Origin of the sequence: Microcoleus sp. Pol12B4 (assembly GCF_036701385.1) — a bacterium.
GTDB lineage: Bacteria > Cyanobacteriota > Cyanobacteriia > Cyanobacteriales > Microcoleaceae > Microcoleus.
The window spans coordinates 38,720-58,756 of sequence record NZ_JAUBQR010000005.1 but is presented as its reverse complement, the minus strand read 5'-3'; the positions used below and the strand labels follow the sequence as shown (position 1 = coordinate 58,756).

Sequence of the window (20,037 nt, the reverse complement as noted above, 5' to 3'; positions counted from 1 at the left end):
AAATCCCAGCAATCATAGGAGATACATTATGTCTGAAATTCCAGCAGAACAAACACAAACAAACTTGACAACTCCAGAAATAACTACCGAAAGCTCAATTTCTGGGGTGGAAAACGTGAAAAACAGTTTGGGAAATGTCCTAAATAGTTGGAAATTGAAAGTAGGATTAGGAGTTGCTGTACTGTTTGCAGTGTCGCTATTTGCATTCTACTGGCAGCATATGATTGCAGTCGTAGGCATGAAGAGTTGGTCGGCGCGATCGGGAGCTAACCCGATCGAATGTATGGTAAGAGATACTAATAACGACGAGTATGTCAGTTGCAGCGCCCTCCTCGACCAGCAGATTGTCCCTCTTGAGTGCAGTTCGAGTTTGTTCAATATAGGCTGTCGAGTCAATTACGGAACTGCGGCTCCAAATCCGAGACAGACCAACCCTAGATAGAGCATCTCCGGGTTTCTGAGAATTTTTGACTTGCTCTGACTGAAATACGGATACAATCCCCACAGGAGTCGCGGTGAGAAAAAAAGTTTGGACGTTAGTTCAAGCCCCCAGATTCATCTGTGGGGTTGTATTTAAAATCTAAAATTTAATTAATTGCCCGTAATAACCCATCATAAAACCTCTTCGTATTGAGGACTTTAGTCCTCATAAAACTCGCTAGGACTTTAGTCCTCATTTCAACCTAGAATGATTAATTTTACCCAACACGAACTAAAGTATGGCAGCTTACCAAGGACTTCCAATTAGAGTGAAACTGCTCCAGTAGTAAGGATGAGAAAAATCTTGGTTTTCTTGTTGTAGGTTAGTCGGTAAATTCAAGTTGCCCGCTGTTGTAACTAACTGCCCGTTTGCGAGCCGAACTTTACGAGCAATCATCGCCTGTTGAGCAAGTTGCAGAGTTTCTGCCTTAGTTGTGGCTCCTCGCAACTGGTGGTAAAATTCGCTCATCAACCCCAAAGTGCCTCCATCGTCAACATACCACAAACTCCCTAAAGCAGATTTTGCGCCGGATTTGACTGCTAAACCTCCAAAACCTAACTCGGCTTCCCGATCGCCCAAAGCAGTTCTACAAGCACTTAATACTAATAAGTCTACCTGCGGATTGCGCCAATTTAAACTCTCCATACGATCAATCGGCAATTTGGAATTCCATAGTTGAATGTAGGAATTGCTTGGTTTTCCCGGCTGGAATTCAGCGTGAGTTGCTAGGTGAACGATCCGAAATCCTCCCTTGGCGTGTGCTGAGTTGAGATTATCTAAAGTGAATGTGGAATTGAGGAAAGATGGGCTCTGCCACTGAGCCGAAATCGCCTGCAATTCGATCGGCACACTGGGCAAGGGGTTCTGATCGACAAATTCAGACCGTCCCATTGGTAGCACTGTGGCGTCTCTAATTGCTCTATAATCGGTATTAGTCGAACTAAAACTCGGAATTAGGCTAAAATTGTATTTTTCAATCAAGAAGCCTTTACCGTCGTGCAAAGCGGCAAAGGGCAGGCTCCGCAACCCCGGATCGACTGATAGTAACAAAGTCTGAATTCCTAAGTTTTGTAAGTCTGTTTCTAGGGGTGCGATCGCCCATTTATATAATTGCTGGGCGGTGGCTAGATAAGTGGTAGTAGTGCGTTTTGCGGGATTCGTGATTTCATTGCGAAACTCCTGGACTGTGGGGAATAAAGCTGCTCTATTGGCTTCTGTAACGCTGTAGTGAATCGGTCGCCCGACGGGAGGAACTAAAATTAGTTCCAGTCGATCTTCTCGCGAGACTATGTAGATAATACCAGACCGCTTGCCGATTTGCTGTTCAATATTTTTTAAAGTTTGTTGGAAGGTCGAAATCAAGACATTTTCCTCTGGCAGGTTGGGTTTTACCCCCAAGTATTCTCCAAATTCTTGATTCCTCATTTCTTCAATTCCCCAGACTATATTCTGTATGTCGTTGACTTCAAAAAGTCGATCGGGAGACGGAAGATATCCCAGAACTAAATTAGCAGTAGGGTTGACTATTGATCCTTGTTTGGATGCTGGTGAGGGTGGTACTAAATCGCTGGGTAATTTACTGGTGATAGTGCGATCAATGGTTAAAATTCGATCGGCTACACTACCGGGCTTGTCTAGCGATGAATTTTTGCCACGGCGTTGCAAGTCTCCTGCATCTAGGGTTGATGGTTGCCGTGCCGGTTTTGCTGTGGCTGCGGGCGATGCTGGTGTTGCTGGTGTGGGGACGGGTGCGATCGGGTTTAAGGACTCTTGTACAGATTCTAGGGCTGACGTTACCTGCTGATTTTCCTGCTGAATCCTCGGCTGATTGATGACCGTTTGCTGATTTTCCTGCTGAATCCTCGGCTGATTGATGACCGTTTGCTGATTTTCCTGCTGAATTCTCGGCTGATTGATGACCGTTACTTGCTGATTTTCCTGCTGAATTGCTTCCGTTACCTGCTGGTTTGTTCCGGTTGTCCGGGGAATTGTCGGGGGAATTGTTTGTGGAACGGTTTCCGTTGTCAGGGGAATTGTTGGCGGAATTGTTTGTGGAACGGTTTCCGTTGTCAGGGGAATTGTTGGCGGAAGGGTTTCCGTTGTCAGGGGAATTGTTGGCGGAATTGTTTGTGGAACGGTTTGCGGAATTGTTTGCGGAACGGTTTGCGGAATTGTTTGCGGAACGGTTTGCGGAACGGTTTGCGGAATTGTTGGCGGAATTGTCAGGGGAATTGTCGGCGGAATTGTTTGTGGAACGGTTGGCAGAACAGTTGGCGGAACGGTGGGCGGAACAGTTTCCGTTGTTGGCGGAATTGTTGGCGGAATTGTTGGCGGAATTGTTGGCGGAATTGTTGGCGGAATTATTGGCATCGGGTCGATCGCGTCATCAGTCGAAAATGCAATATTACCAACACTACTAGAACGCGGAAACGACTGCGATGTAATGCTAGATTGTCCCGTTGTAATTGCACCCGCCGTACCGTTGCTAGCAGCATCCCCCACCACAAACGGTTGAATCGGCGTCCCTCCATCTCCCCCAGCGTGTGTAATTGCGATATTTCCGTCACCTGTGCCGCCTGCAGTAGAAATGCTAGCAAATCCCGTCGGCGAAAGTGGTGTGGAAAAAGCACCCGTAGCGCGGAAAAAATTGCCTGTTATTGCTGTGACATCGCCACCGGTGCCACCAGTGCCGCCTTGGGCATTGATAAACTCTACTTGAATATCGCCGATCGGATCTAAGAATACATTGCCGGCATTTCCGACTATAGCGCTAGAGTTAATTTGTGCGGCCGTAATTGAAGTTATCGCCTTAACCGCTATGTTTCCGCCACTGTTGCCCGATGTATTCAAATTGCCTGCGGTGAAATTGTTACCGCTTGTAAAGAGAATTTCGCCGCCATTAGTAGTAATATTTTTAACACTTATATCGCCCTTGGCAGTAATATCGACTTTGCCTGCGGTGACATCTCCCGATAAGTTAACTTTTTCCGTGTTTGGTGCTGTCAATTGTTGCGCGTTAATTGTCGAGTTTCCTGTCACATTGCCAGCATTGTCGATCGCAACATTTCCTAACTTGCTGGTGGCGCCCACCGAACCGTTGAAAGTGATGCTGCCACTACCGGAGGCTAGAGTTAAGTTGCGGGCATTAATGCTGTCACTGTCGATCGCCCCCAAAGCAATATTTCCCCCTGCGGTACTAAATACCGCATCCTTTGTCAAAACCAAAGTATTGCTAATATTAATGTTGCCGTTATTCGTCGTAACATTTCCGCCTAATTTAGTATTTAAAGCCGTAACGTTAAAACCAGAATTGCTTTTAACATTTCCGATAAATTCCGCATTTGCTGCCGCAACATTCAAAACAGACAATGGCGTTGTTTCGCCGATATTTCCTTGCAGCAGGACATTACCATTCGCGGCATCTAAGCCCAACAGATGATTGCCGTCGATCGCACCTTTTATATTAATACTACCAACGCTGCTTTTGAGATCGATCTGGTTTCCTAGTTGAACGTTGCCAGTCAAATCTATATTGTTAGTTGTATTGATGCCATAGTTCAAATTAATGCTTGAACCTTGGAGAGCAACACTGCTGTTGTCAAGTGCGGTGATAGTTCCATCAAGTGCGATCGAACCAGTTCCCGTTTGAATATTTACTGGGTCTAAAAATGTGAGATTATAGGGAATACTAATATTGGCGCTGCTATCCGATCGCCCGATGGCGATCGAGCTAAATCCATTTTGAATCAAATTAAGTTCTGAGGCAGTCAAATCTAAAGCGCTAGTATTGTTATCAATTCCGCCAACAACAATATTTTGTCCGGCTGTTGCGGGTTGCAGCGTTAGCGCGCTAGTACCCGAAACATTCCCAGAAAAATCAATTTCACCTGCAGTTAAAGTCAGCGGGCTAGGACCTGCCGATAAACTCGAACCGAAAGCAATAGTTGCATCTCCGAGTGTAAAATTTACAGGAGCTTTTAATGTCACCGTATCGCTAAAACTAATGTTATCATTAGTTGTGGCAATATTTCCGTTAACCGCAACAGTTCCACCGCCACTTTGAATAAATGCACCATCTAAATTCAGGTTATTCTCAATATTGAGATTTACCTTATTGGTGATTGTGAGCGTGCCGTCATTGGTGGTTGTTACAGTTCCTTTTAGATTGACATTATCAGCCGCAATACCCAGATTACCAGCTACGTTAACTGTATTGTTGAAAGTAATGTCGCTGCCTGAAAGAATCGAGTTTTTGGCAACAGTGACAGCATCTGCATAAGTTTGACTGCCGGTTGTAGTGACATTGCCACCTAAAGATATCTTGCTGTTGGCAGTTAAATTAGTGAGAGGAGTTGTTTCGCCGATCGCACTTTTGAAGGTAAGATTACCGCTAGCCGTCTTCACCGTCAAATCGCTGGTACCGTCTACAGTATTATTGAAAGTAATGCTGTCACCTGAAATAATCGGATTGTTAGCAATTGTAACTGCATCTCCGTAGCTTTGACTGCCGATTGTAGTGACATTGCCCTTGAGTTGAGTTGTGCCGCCAGCATCTGTAGTCAAACTCGCGGCATTGACTGTTTGATTAAATGCGGTTGTTCCTGTAGAGTTAGCTGTTAAATTGCCGATCGCACTTAAACTCCCAACTTCACCATTGAAGGTAACATTACCGCTAACCCCATTCGCCGTCAAATCGCTGGTGCCGTCTACAGTATTATTGAAAGTAATGCTGTCACCTGAAAGAATCGGATTGTTGGCAATTGTGACAGCATCTCCATAAGTTTGAATGCCGGTGGTAGTGACAGTTCCATTCACTTGAGTTGTGCCCCCAGCATCTGTAGTCAAACTTGCGGCATTGACTGTTTGATTAAATGCGGTTGTTCCTGTAGAATTAGCTGTTAAATTGCCGATCGCACTTGCAGCACCAACTGCACCATTGAATGTAAGATTACCGCTAACCGCCTTCGCCGTCAAATCGCTGGTGCCGTCTACAGTATTATTAAAAGTAAGGTCGCTGCCTGCGATAATCGGATTATTGGCAATTGTAACTGCATCTCCGTAGGTTTGAGGGCCGGTGGTTGTCACATTGCCATTTAGTTGAGTTGTGCCACCAGAATCTGTAGTCAAACTCGTGGCATTAACTGTTTGATTAAATGCGGTTGTTCCTGTAGAGTTAGCTGTTAAATTGCCGATCGCACTTGCAGCACCAACTGCACCATTAAATGTAAGATTACCGCTAACCGCCTTCGCCGTCAAATCGCTGGTGCCGTCTACAGTATTATTGAAAGTAATGTCGCTGCCGGAGAGAATGGGATTGTTGGCAATTGTAACTGCATCTCCATAAGTTTGAGCGCCAGTTGTAGTGACATTTCCCTTGAGTTGAGTTGTACCCCCAGCATCTGTAGTCAAACTCGCGGCATTGACTGTTTGATTAAATGCGGTTGTTCCTGTAGAATTAGCGGTAATATTTCCTAATGCCTTGGTATTGCCAAGTGTACCATTGAATGTAACATTGCCAGCACCCACATTTACAGTCAAGTCGCTGCCAATGTTATTGGCATCAACAGTATTATTGAAAGTAACGCCGCTGCCTGAAATAATCGGATTAGTGGCAATTGTGACAGCATCTCCATAAGTTTGACTGCCGGTTGTAGCGACATTGCCTTTTAGTTCAGTTGTGCCCCCAGCATCTGTAGTCAAACTCGCGGCATTGACTGTTTGATTAAATGCGGTTGTTCCTGTAGAGTTAGCGGTAATATTTCCTAATGCCTTGGTATTGCCAAGTGCACTATTGAATGTAACATTACCAGCACCCGCATTTACAGTCAAGTCGCTGCCAATGTTATTGGCATCAACAGTATTATTGAAAGTAACGCCGCTGGCTGAAATAATCGGATTAGTGGCAATTGTGACAGCATCTCCATAAGTTTGACTGCCGGTTGTAGTGACATTGCCATTGAGTTGAGTTGTGCCACCTGCATTGGTGGTGACGCTGGCTGCATTAACGGTATTAAAGGTAGTTGTACCTGTACTATTGGCGGTGAGATTTCCTAACCCTGTGGCATTACCAATTGCACCAGTAAAGGTGAGATTTCCTACACCCGCATTTAAAGTGAGATTTTGAGCGCCTGCTGTTGTAGCCTCAAGCTTTTGATTAAAGGTAATATTACCACCGCTCGCGGTTCCTGAAGTGTTGATGGTGGTATTGGGTTGAGTGAGGATGACGTTTGTTGGGAAACTGATATTGCTACCACTTCCAGTTTGAGCAGAGGCATAAATATCACCACTAAGGGTAATATTGCTCGTACCCGGATTAAAAGTAATTGTTCCTGCATTACTGCTGCTAGAAGTTGAACTTGTACGGGAATCGATCACACCTGTAGTAATCCCATTTGGAGCAGTTAAGGAAATTGCTCCTCCATTTCCTGACTGAGAATAGGAATTCACAAATTTGCCAGTGGTGTCAATCGCCCCTGTTCCTCCGGTAACAGTGAGGCTGATATTCCCTCCCGTACCTGCACCTGATGAAGAGGAATCTAGATTACCAGTAGTAATGTTACCACCAGCAGTTGAGAGGGCGATCACTCCTCCATTTCCTGAATTGTTGGAGAAGGAATCCAGAAAGCCAGCAGTGGTATCAATCGCGCCTGTTCCTCCGGTAGTGAGGCTGATATTCCCTCCCGTACCTGCAGCACCAAAACCTGTTGCTAAAGAATTCACTTTGCCAGTGGTAATGTTACCGCCAGTCGTTGAGAGAGTGATCGCTCCCCCACTGTTTCCAGTAGCCCCTAGAGAGCCAGCAGTGGTGTTGATGTCACCATTTCCTCCAGAAACCGTGAGGGTAATGCTTCCTCCCGTATTTATACCTGCTGAAAAGGAATTCAAATTGCTAGTGGTAATGTTACCGCCAGTCGTTGAAAGGGCGATCGATCCCCCTTTTCCTGGAGCGGCTGTAGTGGTAAAAGAATCGAGAGGGCCAGCAGAGGTGTTGATGACACCATTTCCTGCGGTAACTTTAAGGGTGATATTTCCCCCCGCAATCCCTAAGTTGGAGGAAGAAGAATCCAAATTGCTAGTGGTAATGTTACCACCAGCAGTGGAGAGGGCGATCGCTCCCCCACTTGAGGTGAGAATGCCTGTAGAGGTGTCGATGGCACCATTTCCTCCAGAAACAGTGAGGGTAATGTTTCCTCCCGTAGTCCCTGCACTTGATGAAGTGGAATCCATAGAGCCAGTGGTAATGTTACCATTGGCAGTTGAAATGGCGATCGCTCCTCCATTTCCTGAAGCTGAAGTGGCATTCAAATTTCCAGGAGTAGTGTTGATCGCGCCTGTTCCTCCGGCAGTGAGGGTGATGTTACCTCCCGTACCTACACCTGATGAAGAGGAAGTTAGATTAGCAGTAGTAATGTTACCCCCAGCAGTGGAGAGTGCGATCGCTCCCCCATTTCCTGATAAGGAAGAGGCATCCAGAGAACTAGCCAAAAAACTCGTGTTAATAGAACCATTTCCTCCAGTAACAGAAAGGGTAATATTTCCTCCTATACCTGTACCATTGGAATTGGAATACAAATTTCTAGTGAAAATGTTACCGCCAGCAGTTGAGAGGACGATCTGTCCCCCATTTCCTAAAGTGGAACTGGAATTGAGATTGCCAGCCAAGGTACTAATAGAACCTGTTCCTCCGCTAACACTGAGGTTGATGTTGCCTGCGGTACCTGTACCCTGAGCATAGGCAAACAAATTTTGAGTAGTAATGTTACCACCAGCAGTTGAAATGGTGATCGCACCTCCATTTCCTGAAACGGAATCAGAAGCCAGACTTCCAATAGTAATGTCACCTCCAAAAGTGGTGAAGGTGATGTTTCCTCCTGTACCGACACCAGTGGAAAAGGAACTCGTGTAGACATTAGGACTGCTAATGTTACCGCCAAAAGTGGTGACGCTGATCGCTCCCCCATTATTCCCTGAACTGGAATAGGAGCTCAGACCAATACTGAGGTTAATATCACCATTGGCTGTCAGAGTAATATTTCCACCTTGGACGTTAATGGATTGATTGACAAATATTTGATTATTGGCATTCAGGGCGATCGCCCCATTTCCACCATTACTAATCTGCTGATTAACAGTAATATTGTTATTCGCTTGCAGTGTCAGCGAGTTGCTATTATTCCAGAAAACGGGAGCATTAACTGTAATGTCTCCTGCACTGGTAGAACCCGATGCAGTAGAAATCGTAACATTGCTTGCTCCCAGTTGCGTTTGCAGCGTTCCGTTATTAATCGTAGAAGTGGGGCCAGCCGGAGCAAATGTTCCGAGTGTGAAAGTGCCACCGGCATCAGCGGCGGCACTGATAGTGATGTCTGTAGGATCTAGCAATAGCGTCCCTGCAATGCCACTCGGCGATCGCAAATCAACTAATCCTTGAAAATCCAGCGATTGCTTTCCCGACACTTCCGCAAAGCCGCCATTCCCAGAAAATAAGCCACCTCTGGCCGTAATATTCCCATTAAAGCGAGTAGTTTCATCCGCCCAAACTATAACTCGCCCGCCATTCCCATTACTAATAGCATCAGCATTAATCGTCGAGTCGCCGCTGACAAAAGTCCGCGAAGCATTGGGCACTGTCCCCAAACCCTGATAATCTCCGCCAATCAGTACATTGCCGCCGCCGTTAATCCCAGAAGCATCGATATTGCCCGCAATAACTCCTACTTTGTCGCCTAAAATATTTACAGTACCGCCAGTGTTGCCAGAGACATTGAGACTGCCAGATGCGATCGCAGTTCCCGCAGTTCCCGGCACAGAAACATTCCCCGTTAACACAACTTCACCATTGGGATTTACCGTCAAACCGGTTGCCTGTGCCACACCTTTTCCAGTCAGTAACTCCGGCAAAGATAACACTAGCTGCGTCCAATTATTCGGCAGCGAACTTTGATTTGCTGTCGGCTGAATATCCAAGCTCAATAAATTTCCAGCTTGACTAATGCGTACCAAATTGTTACCAGGTACGGCGCTGATGAGAACATTGCCGTTAGGCGCAGTTAGCTGACCCGTATTGACAACCGTACCGCCGATCAAACTTAAACTTTGACCGGGTGTCACCGTCAGATTGCCTGCATTAACAATGCTTCCCCCTGGAAAATTTGTAAACGCAAAACTATTCGGTGTCCCGATTAAAGTTGCCCAATTGTTATTGCCGATCGCACTAAACCACTGATTGTTCCCAAAACCAATCCCTGTCGCTGTAGTAGCATTAAAAGATCCCGGCACGTTCAGATTCGCATTCGGTCCGAAAATCATGCCGGCCGGATTCATCAAAAATAAATTAGAATTGCCACCCGTAACTTGAATTAAGCCATTTATTAAAGAAGGATTACCTCCAGTAATCCTTCCCAAAATATTTTGAATATTGGGATTTGTCAGAAAGTTAGCCGTTTGAGCCTCGCTAAGGCCAAACTGAGTAAAACTGTGAAAAAGATTAGCCCCATCTCCGCTGAAAGCCCCCCCGGAAATGTCGTAGCGGTTGCCGTTGGGAGTAACAACTGTGTTAGTGCCATCTGGTGCCGGGGCGATGGGTTGCGCGTTGGCAGATCCCGTCGCTGCACTCAGCCAGCTAACAATGAATAACCATCCGAGCAAATGTAGTCTGTTGGCTGTCATTGTGTTTAAAGATTCTGCTTAAAGTGCGATTGTATTTATTTATTTATCCTATTTTTACTCATAAAAATTACTCATGTCAATAGGAGCCACCTATTTTGGGTTGCCGAATAATTAGGATGGACAAGGAAATGTATGTGTTTAATTACTAGGATTTACGTAGAAACATTTTTTTTCTACAAGTCAGGCTCGGCCAATGAAACTTGGTTTATTGTTTCGACTTTCACTGCTTCCCTCACGCAATTATATTAAAAAACATGGTTTATGCGTCCGGGACTGTGGGGGAAAATATGGCGCGGAATGCGAGGGTTAGGGGTTTAAAAAAAATTGGAATTTTAGTCAATACTACGTAAGTACCGATCGCCGGTTATACAGCTTGCTTAGAGTCGCAAAAAACTCGATCAAATCCCTAATCGCGGTCGCCGCCGCTTCTTTCTGCATAGGCCGAGCAGCTTGCAGCCCGCTTTCAGGAACAACGAACCGAACCGCACACTTTCTCTCAAAAACTTTATATTTTATGGATGAACTTTACCAAAACTTTATAAAGGTTGAGTAAAATTTTTATGTATTTTTGATGAAAGCCAATAATTGTAAGTCTTGCACTCAACTTTAGACCGTTACCGAAACGAAGTAAATGTAGTAGGTTGGAAGTCTAGGCAGGATGAAAATCTTGCTCTGACAGATTAAACTGTGCCAATCTGGTGTCAGTGAAAACTCTTAGAAGAAGCACTCATTTACTCCAAAACACCCTTAAGTGAGATATGTATGTAGACTCACTGGTGTGGAGCGTCTTCTTTAGGTTTGACGATCGTCCTAAATATAGCAGGGTCGCGATCGTCGATTCGCGTCACGGGAACATGGCATTTTGTGCATTTTGTGCCTTACTACCTAACAATACTGGAGGAATCAGGGTTATGACTACCTTAACGCTAGTCAAAAAAACATCTTTTACAGTCGTCAGCTTGGCAACCACAATGTTGCTCAGCATCTGCACGCCCGTCCGAGCTTTCATGTTTGGCACTGGCGGCATCCAGTTCGATCAAGATACAAAGATCAACTTTAGATTTAACAACTCTCGCAGCCCTTACCAGTCAAGCTTGTGGGTGGCCCAAGCTGAGTCAGGAAACAATGGCTACACCAACATCGCCCGACTGTTTTACGAGACTCAACCCTCAGATAACGGCTCTGCCAACAACTGGGAAGCAACCTTCGGCAACGCAGTCACCTCGGACAACGGCTCCATCACCCAAAGCTTCACATTTTTGCAGGATCAAATTTATGCCCTGCTACTGTGGAGCGACACAGGTACTGGCAAGCCTTTCGAGCAATACGTCTCCTCGAGTACCTTCATGAACAGCCCCCAATGGTGGGCCGCCGGCACCCAGTTCCGCAGAGAGGAATGTCTGGTAGCGGGATGTCAGCTTGCTGTGTTTGGTGACTTTATGCTCGACTACAACTCCAGCGACTCATTTGCCAACGTCAACGGCGGTAAAGGCCCAGAGCAATTTTCATCGCTCATAATGGCCGAACTGGCTAATGGCACAAAAATCTCCTTCGACGATGCCCAACCAGGAACCGAGCTTGACTTCAAAGACTTCACCGTGTCGGCTGAGTTAGTCCCGGAATCTGTCCCCGAACCTCTCACAGTGTTCGGGACTATACTGGGGATCGGAGCTTTGGCTGCAGCTCGCAGGAAAAAAAAGCGAGGGCAGTAACCATAAAAATGACTATTAACCAGCCCCATACAAATCTAAATAGTGCGTCTGTTCAGTGGTACTCTGAGAAATAGCATTTCTAAATGTTAAGACTTTTTCCATAACGGGAAAAATAGCATCCTAACAAAGGCACTATTCATGGTATCCACCGCAACAAAAACGAACGTAGGCTACATCACCCAAATCATTGGGCCGGTTGTAGACGTAAAATTCCCAGGCGGCAAACTGCCCCAAATCTATAACGCTCTCACGATTTCCGGCAAAAACGAAGCAGGTCAAGACATTGCCGTTACCTGCGAAGTTCAACAACTGCTCGGAGACAGCCAAGTGCGTGCAGTTTCCATGAGTACCACCGACGGCTTGGTGCGCGGCATGGAAGTAGTAGATACCGGGGAATCGATCCAAGTTCCCGTCGGAATCCCAACTCTCGGCCGGATTTTTAATGTCATCGGCCAACCCGTAGACAACCTCGGCCCGGTCAATACTTCCGAAAGTATGCCCATCCACCGCAACCCGCCGGCTTTCACCGAACTTGAAACCAAGCCTTCGGTGTTTGAAACTGGGATCAAGGTGATTGACCTGCTGGCCCCCTACCGTCGCGGTGGCAAAATCGGTTTGTTCGGCGGCGCAGGCGTCGGCAAAACCGTGATTATGATGGAACTCGTGAACAACATCGCCAAGGCTCACGGCGGCGTGTCCGTGTTCGGTGGTGTGGGCGAGCGCACCCGCGAAGGTAATGACCTCTACAAAGAAATGATCGAGTCTGGGGTTATTAACGAAGAAGACCGCAGCAAGTCAAAAATTGCTCTGGTTTACGGTCAAATGAACGAGCCGCCTGGTGCTCGGATGCGCGTGGGCCTGTCGGCTCTGGCGATGGCCGAATACTTCCGTGATGTCAGCAAGCAAGACGTGCTGCTGTTCATTGACAATATCTTCCGGTTTGTGCAAGCGGGTTCTGAGGTATCGGCTCTGTTGGGTCGGATGCCTTCGGCTGTGGGATATCAGCCGACTCTCGGTACAGATATGGGCGACTTGCAAGAACGGATTACTTCGACTACCGAAGGTTCGATTACTTCAGTTCAAGCTGTGTATGTACCTGCGGATGACTTGACTGACCCCGCACCGGCTACGACTTTTGCTCACTTGGACGCTACAACTGTGTTGTCTCGCGGCTTGGCTGCGAAGGGGATTTATCCGGCTGTTGACCCGCTGGATTCTACGTCTACGATGTTGCAAGTTAGCGTTGTCGGCGAAGAGCACTATGGTGTTGCTCGTCAGGTGCAGTCAACTCTGCAACGCTACAAAGAATTGCAAGACATTATTGCAATTTTGGGTTTGGACGAGCTGTCGGAAGATGACCGCTTGACAGTTTCTCGCGCTCGCAAAATTGAACGGTTCTTGTCTCAACCGTTCTTTGTAGCAGAAGTGTTCACCGGTTCCCCTGGCAAGTACGTCAAGCTGGCAGACACCATTAAGGGCTTCCAGATGATTTTGGCTGGCGAACTTGACGAATTACCGGAACAAGCTTTCTATTTGGTGGGCGATATCAACGAGGCGATCGCCAAAGCTGAAAAAATGAAAGCTGACGCCAAGTAATTTTAGTCATGAGTCAGTAGTCAGTAGTCATGAGTCATGAGTCAGTAGTTATTAGTTATTTGTTATTAGTTATTGGTTATTGGTAACAACTGACAACTGACAACTGACAACTGACAACTGACAACTGACAACCGACAACTGACAACTGACAACTGACAACTGACAACCGACAACTAACAATTTATGACATTAACTGTGCGCGTAGTGGCCCCAGACAAAACTGTTTGGGATTCTAATGCTGAAGAAGTAATTCTGCCGAGCACCACAGGCCAATTGGGTATCTTGAGCGGTCACGCTCCGATGTTGACAGCTTTGGATACCGGAGTGATGCGCGTCCGTCCTGGCAAGGAATGGGTGTCTATTGCTCTGATGGGCGGCTTTGCAGAAATCCAAGAAAACAAAGTTACTATTCTTGTCAACGGCGCTGAAAAAGGCGAAACCATTGATAAAGAAGCTGCTCGTACTGCTTACACCGAAGCAGAAGCTCGTTTGGACAAGGCTACTAGCGGCACTTTGCAAGAGCAAATTCAAGCTAAGCAAGCAATCAAACGCGCGAGAGCTCGTTTCCAAGCTGCCGGCGGCACGCTCTAGCGCTAAGGGTAACGACATAGTGCTTTTGTAGTAGGGACACAACAATGTTGTGTCCCTACTGTTTTTCTCGCGTTGTGTCCCTAATGTTTCGCTAAACTCCCGCCTCGGACAATAGAGATTGCATTGTTTGCCAAGATAACCCCTGCTGAAGATAGCGGGGGTTATTTGGATTGTAGGGGCTCTCCAGGCGATCGACACTGACAATTTTTGCTTCCTCCGGCAAAACAGGAACTTCTGGATCGAAAGCGGTCGATCGCGTCAGGGAACTAGAAAAGCCTTTAAAAATAGCAATTTCATCGAATTCGCCGTCAATTTGGGCTTTGACGATCAAAACTTCGTGCGATCGTTTTACCGTGTATTGTTCCAAGCGACGAGCAATAGAGTCAGCCATAGCAAATCTCTCTTTCCTGAAATCTGCTATAATATAGCTTAATTTTGCGGCTAATTTCAGGGACAGCCCGCTAAAATCTTATTTTTAATTCTACCTTTTTTAACAGCAGGAAGTAAGCGGACAGAATATAAATCCTGTAAAAAACATCCGCAATATTTTCATCCGCCCAAACGTACTTGTCCGAGATTTTATGAGGCACAGAAACACTACGTTTCAATTATCCTTGTCAGTAAAAATATTATTAAATGGCGTTTTTTTTGGGGATGTACGCTGCTATTTATGCTAGTTTTTTGCTTGAGATTAGCTCTGGTAAGTGGCAATTCAAAGCTAATAAATAACTACTGTTTACGGGGCGGTAATTATAGTTATTGACTCTATTTTAGAGCCTTTGGGCGAGCCAGAAAAATATATGTGCCGATTTGTCGATCGAGCCACAGTAAAAGGGAAAAAATCTGCCGCGTCGGTGTTTGAAATTTATGATGCAGAAACAGAACAAAGCATTGAATTAAAACAGGAAACTGCTGCTGAGTTTCAAAAAGGTCGGGAGCTTTATCTCGAGCAAAATTTTATTGGATTGCAAAAATTATTCAGTAAGATTTGCGAAAGAAATCCTCAAGATAAGTTAGCAGCAATTTACTATCAGCGCTCTCTAAAGAATGGAATGTATGGAGTGCCTGAAGGATGTTCGGGGATAGAAGCTTTGGATGAAAATTAGTACAAATAACCTTTATTATGAAAAGTAGTGATACAGATATATTGTATGTGAGCATCGGTAGGGGCAGGTTAATGTCTTGTCCGGCGCGGGGAATAGGACACGGGAATGCCGTGTCCCTACAGTTCGCTTTGACGTTTAATAATTTGGTATAAGATTGAGGATTGTAGAAACGATATCACGTCTTCCTTGCGTAAGTTGTGTTTAAGTACAAAATGGTTTATAATACTTACCTGCGGTAAGTCTTCGCTCCAAGTATTCCCTGGGTTGTTCAACCTAGACTAATGTTATGTCCACTCTTTCTCTCAAGCACTTAGTGGCAAAACTTTCAAGAAAAGCAACGCTGCAAACCGTACTCATAGTTCCGTTTGTCTTGCAAGTATTTGCAGCGGTCGGTATTGTAGGATACTTATCATTTAGGAACTCTCAAAGAGCAGTGAATGACCTTGCGGATCAGTTGATGGGCGAGGTGAGCAATCGCATTGAGCAAAATTTGAGAACTTATTTGCAAACTCCGCACCAAATCAATCAAAGCAAGCTGGATGCAGTGAAACTGGGTTTTGTGAACATGAAAGACTTGTCAGCTTGGGAAAAGTATCTGTGGCGACAAGTGCAATTATATCCTTATATCAATTTTACGTCGATCGCTAATCAAGATGGAGAATATCGCACAGGCGAAAAGATGTCTAACGGCACTTTATTGATTAACGCATCAGGTCAATCTAGAGGTTTTGATTTTTATTCTTACAATACTAATGATAGGGGCGATCGCACGACAGTAGCAGCCTACGTCAAAAACTTCGACATCCGACAGCACCCTTCCTACAGCTATGCGGCTCTAGAAGCCAAACCAACTTGGAGTTCAGTGTATGTATCCTTGCTAGAACCCACATTGATTCTCAGCGCGCTGCAACCAGTTTACAACAGCCAGAAACAGCTAGAAGGAGTATTAATTGCTGCTTTGCGTCTCGACAGTATCGGTCAATTTTTAACCAGCCTCAAAATAGGTAAATCCGGTCAAACTTTTATTATCGAAAGAAACGGCACGCTGCTGGCAACTTCCACACCCGAAAAACCTTTCCGCACGCAAAACGGTAAAAAAGAACTGTTTAAAGTGACAGAAAGCAGCGATACCGTAACGCAAACAACAGCTAAATATTTAGCAAGTCACTTTCAAAACTTGCACCAAATTACCAAATCCCAGCAAATCAATTTTGAGATAAACGGGAAGCAGCAATTTTTAAAAGTCCTGCCCTTCCAAGACGGCAAAGGTTTAGATTTGCTGATTGTTGTCGTTGTTCCGGAAGCCGACTTTATGGAACAAATTCATACCGGCAACCGAACTACAGTTTTGCTATGTCTGGCAGCGTTGGGCATGGCAACTGTGTTAGGAATTCTCACTTCTCGCTGGATTATCCAACCTCTTATAAAATTAAAAAATGCAGCCATAGCTTTGTCTGAAGGACAATTTGACCAAACTGTAAAGCTCGATCGCTCCGATGAGTTGGGCGTACTTGCCGCGGCTTTTAACAGCATGGCAGCACAACTCCAAGCATCTTTTACTGCCTTAGAAACTAAAAATACCGAATTGCAGCGACTCGACAAACTGAAAGATGAATTCTTAGCCAATACTTCCCACGAACTCCGCACTCCCCTCAACGGCATTATTGGGATTGCAGAATCTTTAATAGACGGTGCTACCGGACAACTGCCAGAATCCACAAATTTTAACTTAGCTTTGATTACATCATCGGGAAAAAGGTTATCTTCTTTAATTAACGATATTTTAGATTTTTCTCAGCTCAAACACAAAACTATAGAACTGCAAATTAAGTCCGTCGGTCTTCGAGAAATAGTCTCTGTAATTGTCACTTTGTCTCAGCCATTAGTAGGAAAAAAAAACTTGCAATTGATTAACTCAGTTGCTCCTGAATTGCCGCCAATAGCAGCCGACGAGAATAGGTTGCAGCAAATACTTTACAACTTAATCGGCAATGCGATTAAATTTACCGAAAGCGGCCGAGTTGAAATTTCAGCAGAATTGGTAACGGGCAACGCACAATCATCGCCTAATTCCCAATTAGCCATTACTGTATCCGACACGGGTATTGGCATCCCCGAAGATAAATTAGAGCGAATTTTTGAATCCTTTGAACAAGCTGACGGTTCCACGGCTAGAGAATATGGTGGCACTGGTTTAGGGTTAACGGTTGCCCAGCAATTAGTGGAATTACACGGAGGTAAAATTTGGGTATCTTCAACTGTAGGCGTCGGTTCCCAATTCATCTTTACTTTGCCCGTATCTGAGAGTCAGCCGGATTTTAGCAGCAGGCAGTCGTCTTTAAGCGAGGCATCTCCCATTTTTATCACTCCTGAATTAGCCCGCCAATCCTCTCTAATAAGTTCTCCTGTATCAGAGAATAGCGGCTTCCTAGAAAGTGAAAAAATAAAAGTTTTAGTAGTCGATGATGAACCAATTAATATTCAGGTGATCATTAACAGTCTTTCTATAGAAAACTACGAGATTACTCAAGCGAGCAACGGCTTAGAAGCTTTAAATCTGATAGAATCAGGATTTAAGCCGGACTTAATTTTACTCGATGTAATGATGCCGCAAATGACTGGTTATGAAGTCTGTCGAGAAGTTCGCAGAAAATACTCGCCTTTAGAAATGCCGATTCTGATGCTGACCGCCAAAAATCAAACTACTGATTTGGTAGAAGCTTTTAACTTAGAAGCAAATGATTATGTAACGAAACCTTTTATAAAAAAGGAATTGTTGGCGAGAATTAACACGCAAATTTGCCTAGCAAAACTGAATGCAGCCTACGGCAGGTTTGTGCCGCACGATTTTCTAAACTTGCTGGAAAAGCCGAGTATTATTGAAGTGAAACTAGGCGAAAATCAGGAAAGAGATATGACAGTGCTGTTTGCTGATATTCGCTCGTTTACGGCGCTTTCAGAACAGATGACACCGCCTGAAAATTTTGCATTTATTAATACTTACTTAGGCAGAGTTAGCCCGGCTATCAGGAAAAATAATGGTTTTATTGACAAATACATTGGGGATGCAGTCATGGCACTTTTTCCTACATCTCCTGATGATGGTGTACGAGCAGCAATTGATATGCAAAAAGAAGTGAATAGCTACAACCAGCAGCGAGAAAAAAATGGCTTGTTTCCGATCGCGATCGGCGTCGGTTTACACGCGGGCAATTTGATGTTGGGTACTATAGCAATCCTAAATGATTTTCTCTATCTAGATCAATCCTAAATGATTTTCTCTGTGTAAGTATATTGACGTATTTTGGGGAAATCAAATTTATGTTCGTTAGTAAAAAACTCAAACAAAAACTTGACAATCTTAAAAGATCTACATAAATACCAATACTTTCTTAAAAAGTTTTTAGCTTGTAGCCAAATATCTTCAACGGGATTCTGTTGGGGAGCATTGGGAGCGAATAAAATACAAGTAATTGACCAATTCTCAGGTTCTTTGTCACCATTTATTTCTAATAAAAAGTCTCTAAATTCTCCATATTTATGATAACTAGCTCCATCCCAAATCAAGATAATCTTGCGATTTTCATATTTATTTTGTAAGTATTTTATGAATTTAACTGTGGATTCTCCATCACCAGATGGATGGCTCTGAATATGGAATTCTTTGCTTTGATAATTGAGGGCGCCAAAATAAGTTTGTCTATCTTTTTCATTGGTAATTGGGACTTCAATTCTGATTTTTGATTGACCCCAAACATTACCAGTTAGATCACCATGAAGTAGATGACATTCATCTAAAAACAATACTATTATTTCCCCAGACTCAATACTAGCCTTGTTTTTAAATAAAATATTGTTAATCTCTTCCGTCTTTTTTTTTACCAGTTTTTTATCAAATTTAGGATTAGCTTTTTGAGTTTTTTTCCAACTTATTTTCGCCCGGTCGAAAAGTTCATAGTAACTCTGTTTTGATTTATACATCACACCAAACTCTTGAGCTAAATAAGTAACCAACTCATCTAAATCCCAATATTCTTTATTCTTTAACCACTCGATTACTTCAGTATTTTGTCGAGCTGTTAAATACCCTTTTGACCCTTTATGTCCTAGTTTGATTCCAGCGATGCCTTCGGTTTTAAATTGTTTTTTCCAATAACCAATAAAAAATTTACTTACACCTAATATTTTGCTGATTTCATGGTAAATATTACCTGAAAGCGCCATCCTTACAGCTATTGCTCGTTTTAGTTCTCTTGCATCGATATCGCTTTTAATGAAATCTTCTAATTGGGCTATTTCTTTTTCCATATCTTTTTCTTGCACTTGTAAGTTATTCATTTTTTTATGGTCACAATCAAGTATTGCATATAATTGTAGCATAGTATTGATAATGATTTAGGATTGCTATATTGGCGAGCGAGAACGGATGGAAAGTACGGTGATTGCTGATGCGGTGAATCTCGCGTCTCGTTTGGAAGGATTGACTAAGGTTTACGGCGCGGGCATTATAGTTAGCGGTGCAATTATCGATCGCCTAGACGATCCAGAAAAATATAAGTACAGATTTGTCGATCGAGTAATGGTGAAAGGAAAGACAAATGCTGTGTCGGTGTTTGAAATTTACGAGACAGAAACAGAGCAGAGCATTTTACTTAAGCAGCAAACGGCGGAGGTTTTTCAAGAAGCTCTCAATTTTTACTACGACCAAAAATTTGTTGCCGCCCAAAAAGTGTTTCAGAATATTTTACAAATCAATCCGGACGATCGGGTAGCAATGCTGTATTTCAAACGAGCTCGCAAGTATCGAATGTACGGAGCCCCGGAGGGGTGGTGCGGGGTGGAAACTACGACGGAGAAATAGGGCGCGCACTGCACGCCCTAA

The 20,037-nt window shown here is 44.4% G+C and carries 10 protein-coding genes; 7 read left to right on the top strand and 3 right to left on the bottom strand.

Annotated features, from left to right (window positions below):
• Positions 1–28 precede the first annotated feature (28 nt).
• On the top strand, positions 29–442 hold the full coding sequence (locus QUA38_RS01815) for a hypothetical protein (protein WP_333158690.1): 414 nt from the start codon (positions 29–31) through the stop codon (positions 440–442).
• A gap of 285 nt (positions 443–727) precedes the next feature.
• On the opposite strand, the gene QUA38_RS01810 is transcribed toward QUA38_RS01815, so the two are convergent.
• Positions 728–10,150, bottom strand: a complete 9,423-nt coding sequence (locus QUA38_RS01810) for a CHAT domain-containing protein (RefSeq protein ID WP_333158688.1) — start codon at positions 10,148–10,150, stop codon at positions 728–730.
• Positions 10,151–11,061: 911 nt separating this feature from the next.
• Here QUA38_RS01810 and QUA38_RS01805 point away from each other — a divergent pair.
• From QUA38_RS01805 to atpC, 3 genes are all read left to right on the top strand, one after another.
• Positions 11,062–11,862 (top strand): PEP-CTERM sorting domain-containing protein, encoded by an 801-nt coding sequence (locus QUA38_RS01805; RefSeq protein ID WP_333158686.1) that lies wholly within the window; start codon positions 11,062–11,064, stop codon positions 11,860–11,862.
• Positions 11,863–12,000: 138 nt separating this feature from the next.
• Entirely contained in the window at positions 12,001–13,458 is a 1,458-nt protein-coding gene (atpD, locus tag QUA38_RS01800) for a F0F1 ATP synthase subunit beta (protein ID WP_333143861.1), read from the top strand.
• Positions 13,459–13,641: 183 nt separating this feature from the next.
• Positions 13,642–14,049, top strand: coding sequence for an ATP synthase F1 subunit epsilon (gene atpC / locus QUA38_RS01795; protein WP_333158683.1), 408 nt, complete (start codon positions 13,642–13,644; stop codon positions 14,047–14,049).
• A gap of 91 nt (positions 14,050–14,140) precedes the next feature.
• Here atpC and QUA38_RS01790 read toward each other — a convergent pair whose 3' ends face one another.
• Entirely contained in the window at positions 14,141–14,440 is a 300-nt protein-coding gene (locus tag QUA38_RS01790; protein WP_333158681.1) for a DUF7734 family protein, read from the bottom strand.
• 409 nt (positions 14,441–14,849) lie between these two features.
• On the opposite strand from QUA38_RS01790, the gene QUA38_RS01785 reads away from it, so the two are divergent.
• Both QUA38_RS01785 and QUA38_RS01780 read left to right on the top strand, forming a co-directional pair.
• Positions 14,850–15,155: a hypothetical protein gene (locus QUA38_RS01785; protein ID WP_333158679.1), complete on the top strand. Its 306-nt coding sequence runs from the start codon at positions 14,850–14,852 to the stop codon at positions 15,153–15,155.
• Positions 15,156–15,441: 286 nt separating this feature from the next.
• Positions 15,442–18,426: an ATP-binding protein gene (locus QUA38_RS01780; protein ID WP_333158677.1), complete on the top strand. Its 2,985-nt coding sequence runs from the start codon at positions 15,442–15,444 to the stop codon at positions 18,424–18,426.
• Here QUA38_RS01780 and QUA38_RS01775 read toward each other — a convergent pair.
• Positions 18,423–19,493: an IS630 family transposase gene (locus QUA38_RS01775; RefSeq protein WP_333158676.1), complete on the bottom strand. Its 1,071-nt coding sequence runs from the start codon at positions 19,491–19,493 to the stop codon at positions 18,423–18,425. The genes QUA38_RS01780 and QUA38_RS01775 overlap by 4 nt on opposite strands.
• Positions 19,494–19,581: 88 nt before the next feature.
• On the opposite strand from QUA38_RS01775, the gene QUA38_RS01770 reads away from it, so the two are divergent.
• Positions 19,582–20,016 carry a hypothetical protein gene (locus tag QUA38_RS01770; RefSeq protein ID WP_333158674.1) on the top strand — a complete coding sequence of 145 codons (435 nt, stop codon included), beginning with the start codon at positions 19,582–19,584 and terminating at the stop codon, positions 20,014–20,016.
• The last annotated feature ends 21 nt before the right edge of the window (positions 20,017–20,037 follow it).

Excerpts from the sequence above, each read along its gene's own strand:
- QUA38_RS01815 (WP_333158690.1), top strand. The coding sequence starts at position 29 with ATGTCTGAAATTCCAGCAGAACAAACACAAACAAACTTGACAACTCCA.
- QUA38_RS01810 (WP_333158688.1), bottom strand. The coding sequence starts at position 10,150 with ATGACAGCCAACAGACTACATTTGCTCGGATGGTTATTCATTGTTAGC.
- QUA38_RS01805 (WP_333158686.1), top strand. The coding sequence starts at position 11,062 with ATGACTACCTTAACGCTAGTCAAAAAAACATCTTTTACAGTCGTCAGC.
- atpD (WP_333143861.1), top strand. The coding sequence starts at position 12,001 with ATGGTATCCACCGCAACAAAAACGAACGTAGGCTACATCACCCAAATC.
- atpC (WP_333158683.1), top strand. The coding sequence starts at position 13,642 with ATGACATTAACTGTGCGCGTAGTGGCCCCAGACAAAACTGTTTGGGAT.
- QUA38_RS01790 (WP_333158681.1), bottom strand. The coding sequence starts at position 14,440 with ATGGCTGACTCTATTGCTCGTCGCTTGGAACAATACACGGTAAAACGA.
- QUA38_RS01785 (WP_333158679.1), top strand. The coding sequence starts at position 14,850 with ATGTGCCGATTTGTCGATCGAGCCACAGTAAAAGGGAAAAAATCTGCC.
- QUA38_RS01780 (WP_333158677.1), top strand. The coding sequence starts at position 15,442 with ATGTCCACTCTTTCTCTCAAGCACTTAGTGGCAAAACTTTCAAGAAAA.
- QUA38_RS01775 (WP_333158676.1), bottom strand. The coding sequence starts at position 19,493 with ATGAATAACTTACAAGTGCAAGAAAAAGATATGGAAAAAGAAATAGCC.
- QUA38_RS01770 (WP_333158674.1), top strand. The coding sequence starts at position 19,582 with ATGGAAAGTACGGTGATTGCTGATGCGGTGAATCTCGCGTCTCGTTTG.